We start from the raw sequence: 18,402 nt of genomic DNA, 5'->3' as shown, positions 1-18,402 counted from the left end.
GGCAACTCCAAGAGACTCGGGGGAAACGACAAATGGCGGCTCCGTGAAGGAACCGCCATCTGAAATTCTATCGACGATCTATTGTTTCAAGCCGTGCAGGTCAAACCCGCAGGGGCCGAAGCATCATTCCTGAACCGGAACGAGGTTGACCGCCGAATACTTGCCGCGTCGGTCGACCTCGAGGTCGAACTCGTAGCGTTCGCCCTCGTTGATCTGCGACAGGCCGGAACGCTCCACTGCGCTGATATGCACGAAGGCATCGGGCTGCCCGTCGTCGCGCACCAGGAAGCCGAAGCCCTTCATCGAGTTGAAGAACTTCACCGTGCCGGTCGCCTTTTCGCCGGTCAGCTCGCGCCGCGGAGGGCCGCTGTCGGCGCTGGCGCCTGCCCCGCCGCCACCGCTGACGGGGATGACGTCACCCACGACCTGCAGGTCCTGCGCGGAAATCTTGCCGCCGCGATCGACGAGGTTGAATTCCAGCTCCTGACCCTCGGCCAGGCCTTCGAGGCCAGCGCGTTCGACGGCGCTGATGTGCACGAACACATCGTCCCCGCCGCCTTCCTGCTGGATGAAGCCGAAGCCCTTCTGGCCATTGAAGAACTTCACCTGGCCCTTGCCGGTGCCGACGACCTGGGCGGGCATGCGGTTGAAGCCGCCGCCACCACCGCCGCCGCCGCCGCCGCCGCCGCGCGGTCCACCGCCGCCGCCACCGAAGCCGCCGCGACCACCACCGCCGCCGCCACGATCCTGAAAGCCGCCGCGGTCGTTGAAACCACCGCGATCCTGGAAGCCCCCGCCCCCACGATCGTCGAAGCCGCCGCGATCCTGGAAACCGCCGCCGAAATCACCCCCGGGAAACGGCTCGAATCCCTCTTCGCCGATGCTGTCCCGCTTGTCGCGCCCGCGCCGACGTCCTTTATCGTAACCCATAACTCGCCAAAAACCCTGCTACTTCCATCCGTCCTCAGTTCGAAATCCCGGCGGGCGCGGACGGCCACCTACCGGCATTGCTCGTTCGGCAAACGATCGACGTTTAGCGCAAATCCCCGCCAAGCTGAGACCACCTTTACCGCAGAACGCGGCCCGGCGCGAACCAAATCGCCAAGGCCGCAAGATTCCGCAGTATTGTGACAATTTCGAACGGGGCCCTCCGGCCCCGCTTGCGCGCGGCGAGCGAGCGGGGCATTGCCCGATTCCATGGATATCCTCGCCCTGCCGGCCCATCCAGCGGCCCACACTGCGCCGCTCGCGCCGTTCGGGACGATGGACGGCAAGCGGCGCGATGCGGGGCTTGCCGACGCGATGTCCTGCTCCAACCGGGCCGGGGTTCGGCAGGCGCCTGCGCGCGCATGGTCCATGACAGCATCACCGCGAATCGCACTGCGAACGGCCCCAGCGCGCGAATCGGTTGCAGTAAGGCCACACTGAGCGCGATGGACCCGGCCCTGCTCCAGCTGCTTGGTTCGCTCGGCGCGATTCTCGTGCTGGCAGCGATCGCCTGGGCACTGAGGCTGGGCCAGCCACCGCTGCTGGAAGACGCAGCACACGCGAGGGCTCTGGCGCGCCAGGCGGATACCGGCTTCGATCCTGCCGAAGCCGCGCTCTCGCGGGACAGGGCGGCGGCGATCCTGACGGACGGCGAGGGGCGGATCATGGTGCTCAGGCGACACGGCACGCATTTCGCCGCACGCATTCTGGAACCGGGCGCGCGCGCGCGCTGCGATGGCGAAGCGCTCGTCGTCGCGACGACCGATCGGCGTTTCGGCGAAGTCCGGCTCGATCTGGCCGAGGATTCCCGGTCTTGGGCCTCGCGCATTGGCGCGCTAGGATAGGCGCATCATGCCCGATTTCGATCCTGTATCCTATGCGATCCCGGCTTTCGTCGCGCTCGTCCTGATCGAGATGCTGTGGGCACGCTGGCGCAGCCCGCAGGCATACGAGCCGAAGGATACGCTGGTCAGTCTCCTCTTCGGACTGGGCAGCACCATCGCCGGGCTGCTGCTGGGCGGGTTCGCGCTGGCCGTGTTCATTGCCGCCTACGAGTTCCGCCTGTTCACCATCGGCTGGGAATGGTGGGCATGGCCCGTCTGCTTCGTGCTCGACGATCTCAAATATTACTGGGTCCACCGCTTCGGCCACCGCAGCCGGTGGTTCTGGGCGAGTCATGTGAACCACCATTCCAGCCAGCACTACAATCTCAGCACCGCGCTGCGGCAAACGTGGACCGGGGCCTTCACGCTGGGCTTCGCATTCGCGCTGCCGCTGGTGCTGCTGGGCTTCCACCCCGGCATGATCGCGATCTGCGGCGGGTTCAACCTGATCTACCAGTTCTGGATCCATACCGAGGCGATCGACCGGATGCCGCGCTGGTTCGAGGCGGTGATGAACACGCCCAGCCACCACCGCGTGCACCACGCCACCAACCCGCGCTATCTCGACCGCAACTATGCGGGCGTGTTCATCGTGTGGGACAGGATGTTCGGCACCTTCGAACCCGAGCGTCCGCGCGAGGAAGAGCCGATCCGCTACGGCATCGTGAAGCAGCTGGGCAGCTTCAACCTGCTGTGGGCGGTGTTCCACGAATGGGTCGGCATGCTGGGCGACATCTGGCGCGCGCCCTGGAAGCACAAGCTGTCCTACCTGCTGCGCGAACCCGGCTGGAGCCACGACGGCAGCCGCGAAACCTCCGACATGATCCGTGCGCGCTGGCAGGAGCAGCAGGCGCATGGCGCGCAAGAGCCTGTCCCGCCGGAAGGCGCCCCTCCTGCCCAAAAGCCGATTGCGGGGCCGCGCCGCGCGGCCTAACCTTTCCGTAAACGGAGAGAGTATCTCCGTAGAGAGAGGGCAGGCGCATGAAACAGTACGACTATATCGTGATCGGCGGCGGCAGCGCAGGCTGCGCAGTCACCGGGCGGCTCGCCGTGGGCGGGACGCGCAGCGTGTGTCTGGTCGAGGCGGGCGGGCGCAACAACACCATGCGCATCAAGACGCCGGGCATGATGCCCTTCCTCGGCTCCCGGCCGAACTACCTGTACGAAACCGTCCCGCAAAAAGGGCTGAACGGGCGCATCGGCCATCAGCCGCGCGGCAAGGGGCTGGGCGGTTCTTCGGCGATCAACGCGATGGTCTATATCCGCGGCAATGCCTGGGATTACGACAATTGGGCCGCGATGGGCTGCGACGGCTGGAGCTTCGCCGACGTACTCCCGTGGTTTCGGAAATCCGAAGCCAACGAGCGCGGCGAAAGCAATTATCACGGTGCGGGCGGGCCGCTGTTCGTGTCCGACCAGAAGTGGCCCAACGAAGCCAGCCGCGCCTTCGTGCAAAGCGCCGCCGCGCTGCAGTTGACCGAGACCGACGATTTCAACGACGAGCGGCAGGCGGGCTTCGGCATCTTCCAGGTGACGCAGCGCGACGGAGAGCGCTGGTCGGCTAGCCGCGCCTATGTCGAGCCGATCCGCAATCAGGACAATCTCGACATTCGCACCAACACCCTGGTCGAAAGGCTGATCGTCGAGGGTGGGCGCGTGACCGGGGTGGCGATTCGCCAGGGCCGTCGCAGCGAAAAGATCTATGCCCGGCGCGGGGTGATTCTGTCGGCAGGCGCGTTCAACTCCCCGCAGATACTGATGCTGTCGGGGATCGGCCCCGGCCGTCATCTCAATGCGCTGGGGGTGCCCGTACTGCTCGATCGCCCGGCGGTGGGCAGCAACCTGCAGGACCATATCGACTATGTGTCTTGCTGGGAGAGCGAGAGCCGCGTGCCTATCGGCAGGAGCGCCGAGGGTACGCTGCGCATGGCGCGCGCGGTGCTGGAACACCGGCGCAGCCGGTCCGGTCCGATGACCACGCCCTATGCCGAAGCGGGCGGCTTCTGGACCGTATCCGCCGATGCCCCCGCACCCGATGTGCAGTGGCACTTCGTGCCCGCCATGCTGGAGGATCACGGGCGCGAGAAGCTGAGCGGCCACGGCGTCTCGCTGCACGCCTGCGTGCTGCGCCCGGAAAGCCGGGGCACGGTGCGTCTGGCCAGCCGCGAGGCGAGCGATGCACCCGCCATCGATCCCAATTTCCTGGATGACGAGCGGGATATTGCGGTGCTGCGCGAAGGCGTTCGCCTGTCGCACCGGATCGCGGAGGCGCCGCCACTGGCGGATTACGGGCTGACCGACAGACACCCGATCGATCTGTCTGACGACGCCGCTCTCGACGCGCTGATCCGCGCCCGCGCGGACACGGTCTACCACCCGGTGGGCACGTGTCGCATGGGATCGGACGAGGATGCGGTGGTCGATCCCAAGCTGAAGGCGCGTGGGCTGGACGGCCTGTGGATCGCCGATGCTTCGATCATGCCCAAGATCGTGTCGGGCAACACCAACGCCCCCTCGATCATGATCGGGGAGCGTTGCGCGGACTTCGTGATCGAGGCGGAAAAGGCGACCTGAGCCGCGCTTTCCCCCGCCCGGGTGCGCTCAGTAGGCCTGCGCGGGAGCCGCGGTGCCGGTGAAGTCGAACAGATCCTCGCCGACTTCGAGCTTGGGGGGCACCGAATCGATCGGGCGGCAGAAGCCTTGCTCCACCGATGTTTCGATGCACACGAAGCGGTCGTATTCGAACCGCGCGCGCGCCCAGGCGGAGACGCCGTCGATCCGGGTATACTGGCCGTAGACCGCGTAGATCGGGCTGTTCTTCTTCTCGCTCTCCCGCTCGACATTGCGCAGCGTGCCGGGACGATAGGCCTCGCCCGGCTCCACAAAATAGCCGTGCAGCTGCAGGATCGCGTCGAGCCGCGATTCGCCCGCGCCCTCTCCGAAGGCGATGCCGCCGAACCGATCATATGCGTCGATCAGCTGCTGCGTGCGATCACGCTCGTAGAAATCGATGGTATTCACGCCGACCGTCTCGAACGCGAGATCGATCTGTTCGGGCGCGTTGGGCACGCTGCGCACGGTGCCTATGAAAGCTTCCCGGTCGCAGCGGCCACTCCAGACAGAGCCGTCGGCGGTGTCGAACAGGCGGCAATTGGCGCCGTTGCGGCGGCCGATCAGCGTCGAGGGGCGCATCCCGCCGGTGCCGCGATACTTGCCCTTCACGATGTCGCCATCGAATTCCAGCTCGGCCTGAAAGCTGCCGCCGATCAGTTCGGGACAGCCGCCTTCGCGCTTGGGGCACTTGGTGTCGGTGCGGCGCGGAGTACCGGGTACCGTCGCGACGACTTCGCCGCTGTGGTTGCCGAAATACTGGACCTTGCCCTGGAAATCCTCCGGCAGACCACCAGTGGCGGCCGGAGTGACGACTTGCGCCGATGCAGGCGCAACGCCGAGGACGGCAAGCGAAAGTGCAAGAATTAGCGAACGCATGAAGGTTCACTCCCCATCATTGCTTGTGGCGTTAACCATAACATGGCCCACCATCTTCCAGAAGCACTGCTTTCCTGAAGGGGAGATTTACGCGGGCGCCAGCGCCGCTATCCGGCATCCTCGCCGGCGATGTAACGGTCGGTGGGCCGGGTTGGCAGCCCATCGATGCTGGTGGTGCGCTCCGCCATCTTGGCCTCCCACTGGACCGGATCGGACTGCGCGTGCGCCTTCTTGAGCGTGGGACGCTCGGCCTCGTAGGCCATGAAGGGAACGCCCCAGCCGCAGGAGGTCTGCACGCTTTCTACGGCGATATCGAAGATCTGGCGCGTGCCGGGCAGCAGGGTGAAGTGCTGCGCCAGATCCTCCCATCCCGCATCCTGTGGCAGCACCGCACGGCCTCGACCATAGATCCGCAGGATCAGCGCGGGCCGATCGAAGTTGCAGAACATCAGCGTGATGCGCCCCCCGTTTTCATTGGCATCCGCGACGAGATGCGCGTGCGTCTCGTTGCCCGAGCCTGCGAGATCGAGATAGGCGACCCGGTCCGGTGCGAGCACGCGAAACGCGTTGTAACCCTTGGGGCTGAGGTTGATGCGTGCATCGGGCGCGGCGGTGGCGACGAAGAACACCGGCTGCTTCGCGATCATCGCGATGTGCTTGTCGGTCAGCGTGTCGAAGAAGTCGGCCATGCGGGGAAAGCTACCCCGCAACACAACATCCGTCACCCCCGCGCAGGCGGGGATGACGCAGGTCTCACCGCTCCTTGGTGGCCGAGAACGTCAGGTCGGGGTTCTTCTCCGCCTGATAGTTCACGTCCCATGGGCTCTTGGCGAGGAACACCATGTCTCCGTCGCGGTCCTTGGCGAGGTTGGCGCGGTTGAATTTTTCGAATTCGTCCATCGCCTTCTGCTCGCCCCGCACCCAGCGCGCAGTCGCGAAAGGTGCGGGTTCCAGCGCGGCCTCGACCTTGTATTCGGCGGCGAGGCGCGAGATCAGCACTTCGAGCTGCAGCTGCCCGACCACGCCGACGATATGGTTCGCGCCCAGCTCCGGGTAGAACACCTGGATCACGCCCTCTTCGGACAGATCGTCGAGCGCCTTGCGCAATTGCTTGGTCTTGGTCGGGTCCTTCAGCTGGACGCGGCGCAGGATCTCGGGTGCGAAGTTGGGCAGGCCGGTAAAGCGCACCTCGTTCTTCTCGCTCAGCGTATCGCCCACCCGCAAGGTCCCGTGGTTGGGGATGCCGATAATGTCACCCGGGTAGGCATTGTCCGCGATCTCGCGGTCCTGCGCGAAGAACAGGATCGGCGAATGCACCGCGATCGGCTTGCCGAGGCCCGAAGGCGTCAGCTTCATGCCGCGTTTGAAGGTGCCCGAAACCTGCCGCATGAAGGCGATCCGGTCGCGGTGGTTGGGGTCCATATTGGCCTGCACCTTGAAGATGAAGCCGGTCACCTCGTCGCGGTCGGGTGCGATCTCGCCCCCGTCGGTCGGCTGCGGGCGCGGGGCGGGCGCGAATTTCGCGATCGCATCGATGATCGCGGTGACGCCGAATTCCTTGAGCGCGGAGCCGAAATAGACCGGCGTCAGGTCGCCGTTGCGATAGGCCTCGAAATCGAATGGGGCATAGCCTTCGCGCGCCAGCAGCCCTTCCTCGGCCACCCGCGCGACGCCATCGGCGCTGAGATACTCGCCCAGCTTCGCGTCTTCCGGACCGTCGACCTTCACGGTCTTGCCCTGGAATTCCTTGCTGTCGCCCTCGGGCAGATACAGCTCGTTCTCCTCGAAGTCGTAGACGCCTTCGAACAGCCCGCCCATGCCGACCGGCCAGCTCATCGGCGCGGTGTCGAGCGCGAGCTTTTCGGCAATCTCGTCGAGCAGTTCGAACGGCTCGCGCCCCTCGCGGTCGATCTTGTTGATGAAGGTGATGATCGGCACCGAGCGCAGGCGGCAGACCTCGAACAGCTTCAATGTCTGCGCCTCGATACCGGCGGCGGCATCGAGCACCATGATCGCCGAATCGACCGCGGTCAGCGTGCGGTAGGTATCTTCGGAGAAATCCTCGTGCCCCGGTGTGTCGAGCAGGTTGAAGGTGATCCCGTTGCGCTCGAAGGTCATCACGCTAGACGTGACCGAGATACCGCGCTGCTGCTCGATGCTCATCCAGTCCGAACGCGCCCGCCGCGCAGCCCCGCGCGCCTTGACCTCGCCCGCCAAGTGAATCGCGCCGCCACGCAGCAGCAGCTTCTCGGTCAGCGTGGTCTTACCCGCGTCGGGGTGCGAAATGATCGCGAAGGTACGGCGTTCGGAGGTCATCGAAAACTCTCGTCATTCCCGCGAAGGCGGGAATCTAAGGCCGTTTCGCGGAGGGTCAAAAGAAAGCGGGCCCCCGGATCAAGTCCGGGGTGACGGCAAGATGGTCAGTTCTCGTCCCGCGCCACGCGGAAGCCCGCGAAGTCCTGCGTCACCGGCATGATCTCCAGCCGGTTGACGTTGAGGTGCGCGGGCAGTTCGGCGACCCAGCGGATCGTCTCGGCAATATCCTCGCCCGTCATTGGGTGTGCGCCCGAATAGAACTCGTCGGACTTGTCCTGGCTGCCGGTGCGCACGGTGGTGAATTCGGTTTCGACCATGCCCGGCTCGATGCTGGTCACGCGCACGCCGGTGCCATGCAGGTCCGCGCGGATCGCCAGCGTGAAGTGGTTCACGAAGGCCTTGGACCCGGCGTAAACATTGCCGCCGGGATAGACGTAGCTGCCCGCGACCGAGCCGATATTGACCAGCGCGCCCTTGCGCTCGATCAGGCCCGGCAGCATTTTCCGCGTCAGCCGGACCATCGCGGTCACATTGGTGTCGATCATGGTCTGCCAGTCGTCGAGATCGGCGTCCTGCGCGGGGTTGAGCCCCTTGGCGAGGCCTGCATTGTTCACCAGCAGGTCGATCCCGCGCCAGTCCTCCGGCAGCTCGTCGATCGCCGCATCGCGCGCCGCATCATCGGTGATGTCGAAGGCGAGGCCGAGGAAGCGATCCGCGCCCAGCTCTTCCTTCAGCGAATCGAGCCGCTCCTGCCGCCGACCGGTGCCGATCACGCGCCAGCCGTTCTCCACTAGCAGCCGCGTGGTGGCCCGGCCGATCCCTGCGGTCGCGCCGGTAATCAGTGCGGTTTTCATGCTCTCAACTCCGCTCCGGTTTTCGCCGCTGCCTTCACGACCGCGTCGGAAATCGCCTTCAGTTCCTCGTCGGTGAAGCTCTTCTCGCCCGGCTGGAGTGTGACTTCGAGCGCGAGCGAGGTCTTGCCCTCGGGCACGCCCTGTCCATCGAACCGGTCGAAGATGCGCGCATCGACGATCCGCGCCTTGTCCGCGCCGCGCACCGCCTTGACCAGATCGCCGGCAGGCATGGCGCTGTCCACCAGGAAGGCGAAGTCGCGCGTCACCGGCTGGAGCGCCGGCGGGCTGTAGGTCGAGCGGGCGAATTCGGCGTTCTTCTTCGCCGGGATCGCGTCGAGGAAGATTTCCGCTGCCACGACAGGCCCGTCGATATCGAACGCCTTGAGCGTGGCGGGATGCAGCGCGCCGAAGCGGGCGAGCACCTTCTTGGGGCCGAGCCGCAGCGTCGCCGACTGGCCGGGGTGGAACTGCGGTCCAGCCTCACCCATCACCATCAGGTTATCGACCGGAGCGCCCGCCGCTTCGAGCAGCGCGAGCGCCTCCGCCTTGGCGTCGTAGGCGTCGAACCCTTGCGCCTTGCCATTCGCCCAGCCGCGCGGCGTCTTCTCGCCCGCGAGCACGAGGCCAAGCGTCGCGCGCTCGTCGCTATGGCCGCGTTCCCCACGGAAATAGCGCCGCCCGATCTCGAACAGCCGCGCACCCGCCGCGCCGCGATCCGCCGCACGCTTGGCAGCGGTGAGCAGGCCCGGCAGCAGCGAGGGGCGCATGGCCTTGAGGTCCTCGCTGATCGGGTTGTCGAGGACCCACAGATCGGCACCATCGGCGAAATGCTCTGCCTCAGGCACCGGGAGGAAGCTCCACGTAACCGCTTCGTGCAGACCGCGCGCAGCCGCCGCGCGGCGCAGCTTTCGCTGCACCAGTTGCTCGGGCGTGGCGGTCGGCTTCGCGACACCGGGCGCGCGGGTCAGCGGGACGCTGGCGACCTTGTCGAGCCCTTCGATCCGGACGACTTCCTCCACCAGATCGGCAGGCCCCTCGATGTCGTGGCGGCGCGGCGGACAGGTGACTGTCCAGTCGTCGGCCACCTTGAAATCGAGCGCGGTCAGGATCGCACGCTGGCGATCCTCGGCCACTTCGACCCCGCCCAGCTTCGCCGTGCGCGCCGGATCGAACTGGACGACTTTGGGTTCGACCGGCGGCTGGCCTGCTCGCACCACCTGAGTCGGGGTACCACCGCAGGTCTTCACGATCAGATCGGTCAGGATCGCGAGCCCCTCATCAAGAAATTCGGGGTCCACGCCGCGTTCGAACCGCGTGCGCGCGTCCGAAGTCAGGCCCAGCTTGCGGCCGGTTACCCCGATCCGTGCCGGATCGAAATACGCGATTTCGAGCAGCACGTCGGTGGTGGCTTCGGTGGCACCCGAATGCTCGCCGCCCATGATCCCGGCGACATCGTGCACGCCCGCATCGTCGGCGATGACGGTCATCGTATCGTCGAGCGTGTAGGTCTTCTCGTTCAGCGCCTCGATCTGCTCGCCGTCCTTCGCGCGGCGGGCGACCACCGGGCCGCTGAGCTTGGCAAGGTCATAGACATGTGCAGGCCGCCCGAAGGCGAGCATCAGGTAGTTGGTGCAATCGACCAGTGCGGAGATAGGCCGCTGGCCTGCCGCCTTCAGGCGACGCTGCATCCACTCAGGGCTCGCGCCATTGCTCACGCCGCGAATCACGCGGCCGTAGAAGGCGGGGCAGCCCTCGGCATCGTCGGTGCGGATTTCGACCGGGCACGCGCCTTCGCCCGCGATCTCTTGCGCTTCGACCGGCTTGAACGTGCCAAGCCCCGCTGCCGCCAGATCGCGCGCGATGCCCATCACGCCCATGCAATCGGGCCGGTCGGGCGTAATCGCCACGTCGATGATCGGCGAGGCGGCATGATACTCGGCAAAGCTAGCGCCGACCGGCGCATCGCCCGGCAGTTCGATAATCCCGTCGTGCTCCTCGCCCAGCTCCAGCTCGCGGACCGAGCACATCATGCCGTTCGATTCGACGCCGCGAATTTTGGACTTCTTCAGCTCCATGCCGTTGGCAGGCACGACCGCGCCCGGCTGGCCCAGCACGCCCTTCATCCCGGCGCGCGCATTGGGCGCGCCGCAGACGACCTGCAAAGGCTCGCCCCCACCCGTGGAGACGGAGAGCACCTGCAGCTTGTCCGCATCGGGGTGCGGCCCGGCGGTGAGCACTTCGGCGACGGTGAACCCGGCGAGCTTTTCCGCCGGATCCTCGATCCCTTCGACCTCGTGGCCGATTGCATTGAGCTTGTCGGCGATTTCCTGCACCGACGCGTCGGTTTCGAGGAAATACTTCAGCCATTCGATCGAGAACTTCATGCGCGCGCTCCCACACCGCCCGAAAGCGTCGGTTGGTCGAAGGGCGAGAAGCCGTAGTGCGACAGCCAGCGGGCGTCGCCATCGAAGAAGGCACGCAAGTCGTTCATTCCGTATTTGAGCATGGCGAGGCGGTCGATCCCGCAGCCGAAGGCGAAGCCCTGATATTCGTCGGGATCGAGCCCGGCGGCTGCAATCACCCGCGGGTTGACCATGCCGCTGCCCAGCAGTTCCATCCACGCGTGCCCTTCGGCATCGCCATGGCCACCGACCACGCGGCGTCCGCCTTCGTTGGAATAACCGACGTCGACCTCCACCGAGGGTTCGGTGAAGGGGAAGTAGGACGGGCGCAGCCGCAGCACGATATCGTCGCGTTCGAAGAAAGCCTTGAGGAAGGTCTCCAGCGTCCACTTGAGATGGCCGAGATGAATACCGCGATCGATCGCGAGGCCTTCGATCTGGTGGAACATCGGCGTGTGGGTCGCGTCGCTATCGCTGCGATAGGTGCGGCCCGGCGCGATGATCCGCACCGGCGCGCCCTCACCCACCATCGTGCGGATCTGCACCGGCGAGGTGTGCGTGCGCAGCAGCATGCGGTGGCCGTCCGCATCGCGGTCGGGGAAGTAGAAGGTGTCCATTTCCGCGCGCGCAGGGTGCGTTTCCGCCATGTTGAGCGCGGTGAAATTGTGCCACTCGTCCTCGATCTCCGGCCCGGTGGCGACCGCGAAGCCGAGATCGGCGAAGATTTCCGCCAGCTCGTCCATCACCTGGCTGACCGGGTGGACGCTGCCTTGCGGGGTTTGCGGCGCGGGCAGCGTGAGGTCGATCACTTCGGTGGCGAGCTTGGCTTCGAGCGCGGCGGCTTCCAGCACCGCCTTGCGATCCTCGATCGCGTCGGCGACGCGGGCGCGCATGCCTTGCAGGCGCGGCCCTTCGGTCTGGCGTTCCTCCGGGCTCATCTTGCCCAGCGTCTTCATCAGCGCGTTGAGCCAGCCCTGCTTGCCCAGCGCCTCCACCCGGATCGCCTCGACCGTATCGAGATCGTCCGCGGCATGCAGCCGCTCCAGCGTCTCGGTGACTTGTGCTTCGTGTTCGGTGCTCATTATGGGCCGCTCGCTAGACGAATGGTGGGCAAAGAAAAAGCGCCTACCCGGGTGGGTGGCGCTTCCTCTTTTTCAGACAGGCTGGATCACTCAGGCGGGAAGCGCATCCTTCGCCTGCTTGATGATCGCCTTAAAGGCCGCTTCCTCGTTCATGGCGAGGTCGGCCATCACCTTGCGGTCGAGTTCGATGCCGGCCAGCTTGGTGCCGTGCATGAACTGCGAATAGGTCAGGCCTTCCTGGCGGACCGCAGCGTTGATGCGCTGGATCCAGAGCGCGCGGAAGTTGCGCTTCTTAACCTTGCGGTCGCGGTAGGCGTACTGGCCGGCCTTTTCGACGGCCTGGCGCGCGACGCGAATCGTGTTCTTGCGACGGCCGCGATAGCCCTTGGCCTGGTCGAGCAGCCGCTTGTGCTTCTGGCGCGTGGTAACGCCGCGTTTGATGCGAGGCATAGTATAATCCTTTCAGAAATGCGTGGGACGCGAGGGCTGTTGCCCTCAAGCGATCACTTCAGCCCGTAGGGGGCCCATTTTTTCACGTGGTCGACATCGGCCTTCGCAAGAAGGTCGGTGCCACGATGCTGGCGGATATACTTTGCGTTGTGGCTGATCAGGCGGTGCCGCTTGCCGACGGCGCCGTGCTTGACCTTGCCGGTCGCGGTGAACTTGAAGCGCTTCTTCACACCGCTCTTGGTCTTAAGCTTGGGCATTTTCATCTCCTTTACAGAGACACGTCCGAACCAGCCCTGGCAGCCCTTACAGCCAGACCGGTGGTGAATCACGTGTCGGTGAAGGCGCGCGATCTAGCGATTCTGTGCCGAAAAGCAAGTCAGAAGTGGGCGAGGTAGCCGCCGTCGATCGCGAGCACCTGCCCAGTGATGTAGCTTGCATCGCCTGAGGCGAGGAAGGCGACCGCGCCGGCGATTTCTTCGGGCTGGCCCCAGCGGCCCAGCGATGTGCGGCGCTTGAGATGCGCGGCGATCTCTTCATCTGCGACCATGTCCGCATTGGTCTCGGTCGCGAAATAGCCCGGTGCGACCGCGTTGACGGTGATGCCGTGGGGGCCAAGCTCCGCAGCGAGCGCGCGGGTCAGCGCGTCGAGGCCGCCCTTGCTGGCGGTGTAGGCCACGTCGCCCCGGGCGATCTGGCCCGCGATCGAGCTGACGTTGACGATTCGCCCCCACCCGCGCGCAATCATCCCCGGCGCCACGCGGCGCGCGAGATCGAAGGGTGCGGCGAGGTTGGTCTCCAGCATGGCGGAGAACGCCTCGCGCGGCAGGTCCGCCAGCGCGCGCCGGTCGCGCATCCCGGCATTGTTGACGAGAATGTCGATCGCGCCCGCCCCGCTCAGCGCAGCCTCGCACGCCGCCGCGTCATCGAGGTCGAACACCAGCGGCTGCGTTCCGCCGCCCACCTCTCGCAAAGCAGACTCGTCGCGGCCCGACACGAACACGCATGCGCCGTTTTCCGCCAGCCGCAGGGCGATTTGCTTGCCCAGTCCGCGTGCCGCGCCGGTCACCAGCGCGGTGCGTCCGCTCAGATCGAGATGGCCCCCCGTCGTCATGCCTAGTGCTCGTAGATCATCTTGCGCGTCATGCCACCATCGACGTTGATCGCCTGCCCGGTGACGAAGCCCGCGCCGAGCAACCAGTGCACCGTGTCGGCGATATCAGCGGGACGACCGACGCGCCCTGCCGGGTGCTGCGCCTTGTCCTTCTCCCGGTGGTCGACCTTTTCGCGCTCGGTCTCCTTTTGCCAGTTGCGCGTCTCAATCCAGCCGGGGCGGATTGCATTGACGCGAATATCCGGGCCGAGCGAGACAGCCATGGCATGGGTCAGCGCGTCCAGCCCACCCTTGGCCGCGGCGTAGCCGAAGCAATCGGGCTCGCTCATCACCGCGCGGGTGGAGGAGATGTTGACGATGCAGCCATCGGTCCCCCGCCGCAACAGCGGCAGGCACGCGCGGCTGCACAGGAAGGCGGCGGTCAGACTGGCATCGATCCAGCTCTGGAAATCGGCGAGCGAGAGGTCTTCGAGCGGCCCGGCATAAGGATCGGCGATGCCCGCATTATTGACCAGGCAGGACAGCGGCGCGCCATCGAGCCATTCGGACAGGCGGTCGGCAGTGTCGATCACATCCGCCTCGCGTCCGGCGTCGCCCGCGATCAGCAGCAGATCGCCGTCGAGCCCCTCGCGCAGTTCGGCAAGCGCCTCGCCGTCGGGATCGATGCCTGCCACTTTCCAGCCGAGTTGGGTGTAGAAGACGGCGAGGGCGCGGCCGATGCCATTGCCGATGCCGGTGATGAAGATGCTGTTTTTGCTCATGCCTCTGCCAACGGCACTCGGCGCGAAACGTGCCGGTGAATGAAGGCCGGTCAGGTGAAAGCGGTGCGACCCGTCTCGCTCAGCCAGGCGGCAAAGCTGCCGCCGGGGATCGCTTCCGCACCCGGCGGAACGGCGCGCGCATAGCAATAGGCAAAGGCGCTGGTGCGCGTGCCGTCGGCCAGCGTCACGTCGATTGCGCGCCGAACATATTCGGCGTCCGGGCCCTCGTGCGCATTCTCGAAAGCGTCCATCGCCTCCCAGTCGACTTCGCCCGCTTCATGGACGAAACCATGGACCTTCGGCCCTGCAGGATCATGCAACAGGATCGGGTAGCAACCACCCTCGCTCTCTCGCCCGACGGCATACAAGGCGCCGCGAGCCACCGCGCGCTGGCCCGGCCCGAGGGTGGCAATCAGCTGGGCCGCATGGCCCCGCGCCAGCTCCTTTATCAGCACGCCGTATACGAACAGGCGCATCAGTGCCCGTGGTCGCCGGCCTCGTGGGAATGCCCGGCCAGAGCTTCGAGCACATCCTCCAGCCGCGCGGGGTCACCCAGAGCGATCACGCTGCCGTCGCTATCCGCGTCGAGCGGATGGCCCTGCCAGTCGGACATGGTACCGCCTGCGCCCTCCACGATGGGAACCAGTGCGGCATAGTCGAACAGCTTGAGCCCCGATTCGCACACGATATCGAGCTGGCCGTTCGCCAGCAGGCCGTAATTGTAGCAGTCGCCGCCATAGACGATCATGCCCTGCCGCTTGTTGCCGCCAACCGCATGGGCCAGCCGCATGTAGGCATCCGCGCCCTGCGCATCGAAATAGTGCGGGCTGCTCGTCGCAAGCATCGCCGCGTCGAGGCTCTTGCAGCTGCGCGTGCGCACGTCCTTGCCGTTGAGCGTGGTGGGCGCGCCGATCCGCCCGACCCAGCGCTCCCCGATAATGGGCTGATCGATAATGCCCAGCACGGGCCAGCCGTCCTGCAGCAGTGCAATCAGCGTGCCGAAGATGGGCCGGCCGGCGACGAAGCTGATGGTGCCGTCGATCGGGTCGAGCACCCATTTTCGGCCCGAGCGGCCCTCATGCTCGGGATATTCCTCGCCCACGATTCCGTCCTGCGCATATTCGGACATCAGGATCACGCGCATCGCATCTTCCGCGTCGCGGTCGGCGATGGTCACGGGCGACGCGTCTCCCTTGAACTCAGGCGTAGTCTTGCGGAAATGGGGGCGAATCGCCTCGCGAGCGGCGTCTGCCAGCCGGTGCGCGACAGCAAGTTCGTCGTCGAGTTTCACTAGTCGAACAGACTCGAGACGGAGCTTTCGTCCGCAATCCGCCGCACCGCCTCACCGATCAGCGGGGCGATGGTGAGGTAGCGGATGCGCTTGGCGTCCTTGGCGGCTTCCGCTGCGGGAATCGTGTCGGTCACCACCAGTTCGGTCAGCTGCGATCCGTCGACCCGCGCCACCGCGCCGCCCGACAGCACGCCGTGGGTGATGTAGGCTGCGACCGATTCGGCACCCTGTTCGAGCAGGGCGTCGGCCGCGTTGCACAGCGTCCCCCCCGAATCGACGATATCGTCGATCAGCACGCAGTGGCGGCCCTTCACGTCGCCGATGATGTTCATTACTTCCGATTCGCCGGGACGGTCGCGCCGCTTGTCGACGATGGCGAGCGGCGCGTTGTCGAGCCGCTTGGCCAGCGCGCGGGCACGCACCACGCCGCCGACGTCGGGGGAGACGACCATCAGGTCCTTGTCGCCATACCGCGCCTGAATATCCGCCGCCATCACAGGCGCGGCGAACAGGTTGTCGGTCGGGATGTCGAAGAAGCCCTGGATCTGGCCTGCGTGCAGGTCCACCGCCAGCACGCGGTCTGCGCCTGCCTGCGTGATCAGGTTGGCGACCAGCTTGGCCGAAATCGGCGTGCGCGGGCCGGGTTTGCGATCCTGCCGGGCATAGCCGAAATAGGGGACCACCGCGGTGATCCGCCGCGCCGAGGCGCGCTTGAGCGCATCGATCGCGATCAGCAGTTCCATCAGGTTGTCGTTCGCCGGGAAGCTGGTCGACTGGAGCACGAACACGTCTTCGCCGCGTACGTTCTCGTGGATTTCGATGAAGACTTCCTCGTCCGCGAATCGGCGCACGCTGGCATCGGTCAGCGGAATTTCAAGATAGCCCGCAACGGCGCGGGCCAGGGGCAGGTTCGAATTGCCGGCCATCAGTTTCATAAGGGGGTCAGTCCTTGTTGCGCGCGGAGCGGGATCGGTTCGGCGGCTAACCCCACGGTCACGCGATTGCAACAGAGCGATCGACGAGGTTTCCGGCAACTCAACGCTTCGGCCCGGTGATCGCCCACGCCGCAAGCCGCCCGTGCCAGACGTCGACCCGCTCTGCCTCGATGCGCCAGGAGACTTTCCCGACATGCGGCACCAGTCGGCCCTCGATCGTGCGAAAATCGCCGAACTCGCCGTGCCATTCTCGCTCGTGGAAGACGCCGCCCTCCTGCCGTGGCCTGCGTCCCTCCACCCGGACCGGCAGGCCTGTATCGTCGAGGTGGAAGATGACCGTGGCCTCGATTGCGTCGATCGTGGCGCTCACCGCCAGTCGCCGTTCACCCTGCGCTTCCCACTGAAGTTCGGAGTTGGCGAGGATGGCGTCGGGTGCCCACGGCAGCTCGGCGAGATATCGCATCAGTTCGCCCTTGAGGAGCGGGACCGAATATTCGGACCGTGCGAGTGGGATTATGCCCAACGCGGCGACCCTGCCGATTGGCGTTGCACCGTCGAGAGCATCTTCGACGTGGATCAAGCCCAACGGGCCGACCCCGGCCCGCCACGCAAAGCCGCACCGATCCACGGCAATGTGCTGGCGCGCCTTGAAACGCATCCACCGGGCTTTTGCATCGCTGCGCAGCCGGCCGGTCTGCCGCAAGAGGACGGAACCGCCGTATTGCGGCTCTTCGATGCCGAGCCGGTGCGCAAGTGCCACGACCTCGGCAGGCACATGACCCGGTGCGGCCACTGGTCGCGCCCTACCGCGCCCGGTGCTCGCTCTTGATCCAGCGCACCGTGCCCGAAGAAGAGCGCATCACCACGCTTTCCGTCGTCATCCGGCCTCCCGGCAGGCGCTTGACGCCTTCCAGCAGCGATCCGGAGGTAACCCCAGTGGCGGCGAAGATGCAGTCGCCCTTGGCGAGCTCGCCCAGCGTGTAGATCCGGTCCAGATCCTCCACGCCCCACTTGGCCGCGCGCGCCTTCTCGTCGTCGTTGCGGAACAGCAGGCGGCCGTTGAACTGGCCGCCCACGCAGCGCAGCGCGGCGGCGGCCAGCACGCCCTCGGGCGCGCCGCCCTGGCCCATGTACATGTCGATCGTCGTGTCCGGATCGGTGACGGCGATGACGCCCGCCACGTCGCCATCGCCGATCAGCGCCACGCCGCAGCCAAGCGCGCGCAGTTCCGCGATCAGGCCCTCGTGACGCGGACGGTCGAGCACGCACACGATGATGTCTTCGGGCTTCACGCCCTTGGCCTCGGCCACCGCCTTCACGTTCTCGGTCGGCGACTTGGCGAGATCGATGATACCTTCCGGGTAGCCGGGGCCGACCGCCAGCTTGTCCATGTAGACATCGGGCGCGTTCAGCAGGTTGCCCTCTTCCGCCGCCGCCAGCACGGCGAGCGCATTGGGCCCGGCCTTGGCGGTGATCGTGGTGCCCTCCAGCGGATCGAGCGCGATGTCGATCTTGGGGCCGGCACCCGGCGCCCCGCCGACCTTCTCGCCGATATAGAGCATGGGCGCCTCGTCCCGCTCGCCCTCCCCGATCACCACGGTCCCGTCGATATCCAGCTTGTCGAAGGCGCGCCGCATGGCTTCCACGGCAGCGGCATCGGCGGCCTTCTCGTCCCCGCGCCCGACCAGCTTCGAAGCCGCAATCGCAGCTTTCTCTGTCACGCGAACCATTTCGAGCACGAGCACCCGGTCGAGTTCGTTCGTCTTGCCATCGCTTGCGGTGTTCATAGGTGATTCAGCCCTTCTGGTATGCTTGGCGGTCCTGTGAGCGCCTAGTCCGG

19 protein-coding genes are annotated in these 18,402 nt (G+C 66.2%); 3 read left to right on the top strand and 16 right to left on the bottom strand.

What is annotated here, in order from left to right:
* Window positions 1–123: 123 nt before the first annotated feature.
* Window positions 124–930 carry a cold-shock protein gene (locus ADAD_RS17285; RefSeq protein ID WP_010409611.1) on the bottom strand — a complete coding sequence of 269 codons (807 nt, stop codon included), beginning with the start codon at window positions 928–930 and terminating at the stop codon, window positions 124–126.
* Window positions 931–1,349: 419 nt separating this feature from the next.
* Here ADAD_RS17285 and ADAD_RS0103225 point away from each other — a divergent pair, with 419 nt between their 5' ends.
* Genes ADAD_RS0103225 through ADAD_RS0103215 form a run of 3 tightly spaced genes read left to right on the top strand, consistent with a single transcriptional unit; the run spans window position 1,350 to window position 4,445 of the window.
* A complete protein-coding gene (locus tag ADAD_RS0103225) occupies window positions 1,350–1,832 on the top strand; it encodes a hypothetical protein (protein WP_237700728.1) in 483 nt (160 codons plus the stop codon).
* Window positions 1,833–1,839: 7 nt separating this feature from the next.
* Complete coding sequence (locus ADAD_RS0103220; protein WP_010409605.1) at window positions 1,840–2,805, top strand: sterol desaturase family protein; 966 nt, start codon at window positions 1,840–1,842, stop codon at window positions 2,803–2,805.
* A 47-nt stretch (window positions 2,806–2,852) separates the two neighbouring features.
* On the top strand, window positions 2,853–4,445 hold the full coding sequence (locus ADAD_RS0103215) for a GMC family oxidoreductase (protein WP_010409603.1): 1,593 nt from the start codon (window positions 2,853–2,855) through the stop codon (window positions 4,443–4,445).
* Window positions 4,446–4,472: 27 nt separating this feature from the next.
* Here ADAD_RS0103215 and ADAD_RS0103210 read toward each other — a convergent pair whose 3' ends face one another.
* From ADAD_RS0103210 to glpX, 15 genes are all read right to left on the bottom strand, one after another.
* Window positions 4,473–5,360: a hypothetical protein gene (locus ADAD_RS0103210; RefSeq protein ID WP_010409600.1), complete on the bottom strand. Its 888-nt coding sequence runs from the start codon at window positions 5,358–5,360 to the stop codon at window positions 4,473–4,475.
* 107 nt (window positions 5,361–5,467) lie between these two features.
* Window positions 5,468–6,049, bottom strand: a complete 582-nt coding sequence (locus ADAD_RS0103205) for a pyridoxamine 5'-phosphate oxidase family protein (protein ID WP_010409599.1) — start codon at window positions 6,047–6,049, stop codon at window positions 5,468–5,470.
* A gap of 64 nt (window positions 6,050–6,113) precedes the next feature.
* A complete protein-coding gene (locus tag ADAD_RS0103200; protein ID WP_010409596.1) occupies window positions 6,114–7,676 on the bottom strand; it encodes a peptide chain release factor 3 in 1,563 nt (520 codons plus the stop codon).
* Between the two features lie 104 nt (window positions 7,677–7,780).
* Complete coding sequence (locus ADAD_RS0103195; RefSeq protein ID WP_010409595.1) at window positions 7,781–8,530, bottom strand: SDR family NAD(P)-dependent oxidoreductase; 750 nt, start codon at window positions 8,528–8,530, stop codon at window positions 7,781–7,783.
* Window positions 8,527–10,914 carry a phenylalanine--tRNA ligase subunit beta gene (pheT, locus tag ADAD_RS0103190; RefSeq protein WP_010409592.1) on the bottom strand — a complete coding sequence of 796 codons (2,388 nt, stop codon included), beginning with the start codon at window positions 10,912–10,914 and terminating at the stop codon, window positions 8,527–8,529. The genes ADAD_RS0103195 and pheT overlap by 4 nt, the downstream gene beginning before the upstream one ends.
* A complete protein-coding gene (pheS, locus tag ADAD_RS0103185) occupies window positions 10,911–12,014 on the bottom strand; it encodes a phenylalanine--tRNA ligase subunit alpha (protein ID WP_010409589.1) in 1,104 nt (367 codons plus the stop codon). The genes pheT and pheS overlap by 4 nt, the downstream gene beginning before the upstream one ends.
* A gap of 90 nt (window positions 12,015–12,104) precedes the next feature.
* On the bottom strand, window positions 12,105–12,464 hold the full coding sequence (gene rplT / locus ADAD_RS0103180) for a 50S ribosomal protein L20 (protein ID WP_010409585.1): 360 nt from the start codon (window positions 12,462–12,464) through the stop codon (window positions 12,105–12,107).
* Between the two features lie 53 nt (window positions 12,465–12,517).
* Entirely contained in the window at window positions 12,518–12,721 is a 204-nt protein-coding gene (gene rpmI, locus ADAD_RS0103175) for a 50S ribosomal protein L35 (RefSeq protein ID WP_010409581.1), read from the bottom strand.
* Between the two features lie 119 nt (window positions 12,722–12,840).
* On the bottom strand, window positions 12,841–13,575 hold the full coding sequence (locus tag ADAD_RS0103170; RefSeq protein ID WP_010409579.1) for an SDR family oxidoreductase: 735 nt from the start codon (window positions 13,573–13,575) through the stop codon (window positions 12,841–12,843).
* Window positions 13,576–13,577: 2 nt separating this feature from the next.
* Window positions 13,578–14,336, bottom strand: a complete 759-nt coding sequence (locus tag ADAD_RS0103165; RefSeq protein ID WP_010409576.1) for an SDR family oxidoreductase — start codon at window positions 14,334–14,336, stop codon at window positions 13,578–13,580.
* A 50-nt stretch (window positions 14,337–14,386) separates the two neighbouring features.
* Window positions 14,387–14,812: a gamma-glutamylcyclotransferase family protein gene (locus tag ADAD_RS0103160; RefSeq protein ID WP_010409573.1), complete on the bottom strand. Its 426-nt coding sequence runs from the start codon at window positions 14,810–14,812 to the stop codon at window positions 14,387–14,389.
* Window positions 14,812–15,627 carry an inositol monophosphatase family protein gene (locus ADAD_RS0103155; protein ID WP_010409570.1) on the bottom strand — a complete coding sequence of 272 codons (816 nt, stop codon included), beginning with the start codon at window positions 15,625–15,627 and terminating at the stop codon, window positions 14,812–14,814. Before ADAD_RS0103155 ends, ADAD_RS0103160 begins: the two co-directional genes overlap by 1 nt.
* The gene (locus tag ADAD_RS0103150) at window positions 15,627–16,562 is read right to left on the bottom strand and encodes a ribose-phosphate pyrophosphokinase (protein WP_010409567.1); all 936 of its coding nucleotides are present in this window, start codon (window positions 16,560–16,562) and stop codon (window positions 15,627–15,629) included. The genes ADAD_RS0103155 and ADAD_RS0103150 overlap by 1 nt, the downstream gene beginning before the upstream one ends.
* A 100-nt stretch (window positions 16,563–16,662) precedes the next feature.
* Window positions 16,663–17,355 carry a DUF6544 family protein gene (locus ADAD_RS16275; RefSeq protein ID WP_139020322.1) on the bottom strand — a complete coding sequence of 231 codons (693 nt, stop codon included), beginning with the start codon at window positions 17,353–17,355 and terminating at the stop codon, window positions 16,663–16,665.
* Between the two features lie 10 nt (window positions 17,356–17,365).
* Window positions 17,366–18,349 carry a class II fructose-bisphosphatase gene (gene glpX / locus ADAD_RS0103140; protein ID WP_010409562.1) on the bottom strand — a complete coding sequence of 328 codons (984 nt, stop codon included), beginning with the start codon at window positions 18,347–18,349 and terminating at the stop codon, window positions 17,366–17,368.
* Window positions 18,350–18,402 lie beyond the last annotated feature (53 nt).

Source organism: Citromicrobium sp. JLT1363 (genome assembly GCF_000186705.1).
GTDB lineage: Bacteria > Pseudomonadota > Alphaproteobacteria > Sphingomonadales > Sphingomonadaceae > Alteriqipengyuania.
This window is presented reverse-complemented; position numbering and strand designations above follow the sequence as displayed.

Coding starts and splice junctions, on each gene's coding strand:
- ADAD_RS17285 (WP_010409611.1), bottom strand. CDS start 930: ATGGGTTACGATAAAGGACGTCGGCGCGGGCGCGACAAGCGGGACAGC.
- ADAD_RS0103225 (WP_237700728.1), top strand. CDS start 1,350: ATGGTCCATGACAGCATCACCGCGAATCGCACTGCGAACGGCCCCAGC.
- ADAD_RS0103220 (WP_010409605.1), top strand. CDS start 1,840: ATGCCCGATTTCGATCCTGTATCCTATGCGATCCCGGCTTTCGTCGCG.
- ADAD_RS0103215 (WP_010409603.1), top strand. CDS start 2,853: ATGAAACAGTACGACTATATCGTGATCGGCGGCGGCAGCGCAGGCTGC.
- ADAD_RS0103210 (WP_010409600.1), bottom strand. CDS start 5,360: ATGCGTTCGCTAATTCTTGCACTTTCGCTTGCCGTCCTCGGCGTTGCG.
- ADAD_RS0103205 (WP_010409599.1), bottom strand. CDS start 6,049: ATGGCCGACTTCTTCGACACGCTGACCGACAAGCACATCGCGATGATC.
- ADAD_RS0103200 (WP_010409596.1), bottom strand. CDS start 7,676: ATGACCTCCGAACGCCGTACCTTCGCGATCATTTCGCACCCCGACGCG.
- ADAD_RS0103195 (WP_010409595.1), bottom strand. CDS start 8,530: ATGAAAACCGCACTGATTACCGGCGCGACCGCAGGGATCGGCCGGGCC.
- pheT (WP_010409592.1), bottom strand. CDS start 10,914: ATGAAGTTCTCGATCGAATGGCTGAAGTATTTCCTCGAAACCGACGCG.
- pheS (WP_010409589.1), bottom strand. CDS start 12,014: ATGAGCACCGAACACGAAGCACAAGTCACCGAGACGCTGGAGCGGCTG.
- rplT (WP_010409585.1), bottom strand. CDS start 12,464: ATGCCTCGCATCAAACGCGGCGTTACCACGCGCCAGAAGCACAAGCGG.
- rpmI (WP_010409581.1), bottom strand. CDS start 12,721: ATGCCCAAGCTTAAGACCAAGAGCGGTGTGAAGAAGCGCTTCAAGTTC.
- ADAD_RS0103170 (WP_010409579.1), bottom strand. CDS start 13,575: ATGACGACGGGGGGCCATCTCGATCTGAGCGGACGCACCGCGCTGGTG.
- ADAD_RS0103165 (WP_010409576.1), bottom strand. CDS start 14,336: ATGAGCAAAAACAGCATCTTCATCACCGGCATCGGCAATGGCATCGGC.
- ADAD_RS0103160 (WP_010409573.1), bottom strand. CDS start 14,812: ATGCGCCTGTTCGTATACGGCGTGCTGATAAAGGAGCTGGCGCGGGGC.
- ADAD_RS0103150 (WP_010409567.1), bottom strand. CDS start 16,562: ATGAAACTGATGGCCGGCAATTCGAACCTGCCCCTGGCCCGCGCCGTT.
- glpX (WP_010409562.1), bottom strand. CDS start 18,349: ATGAACACCGCAAGCGATGGCAAGACGAACGAACTCGACCGGGTGCTC.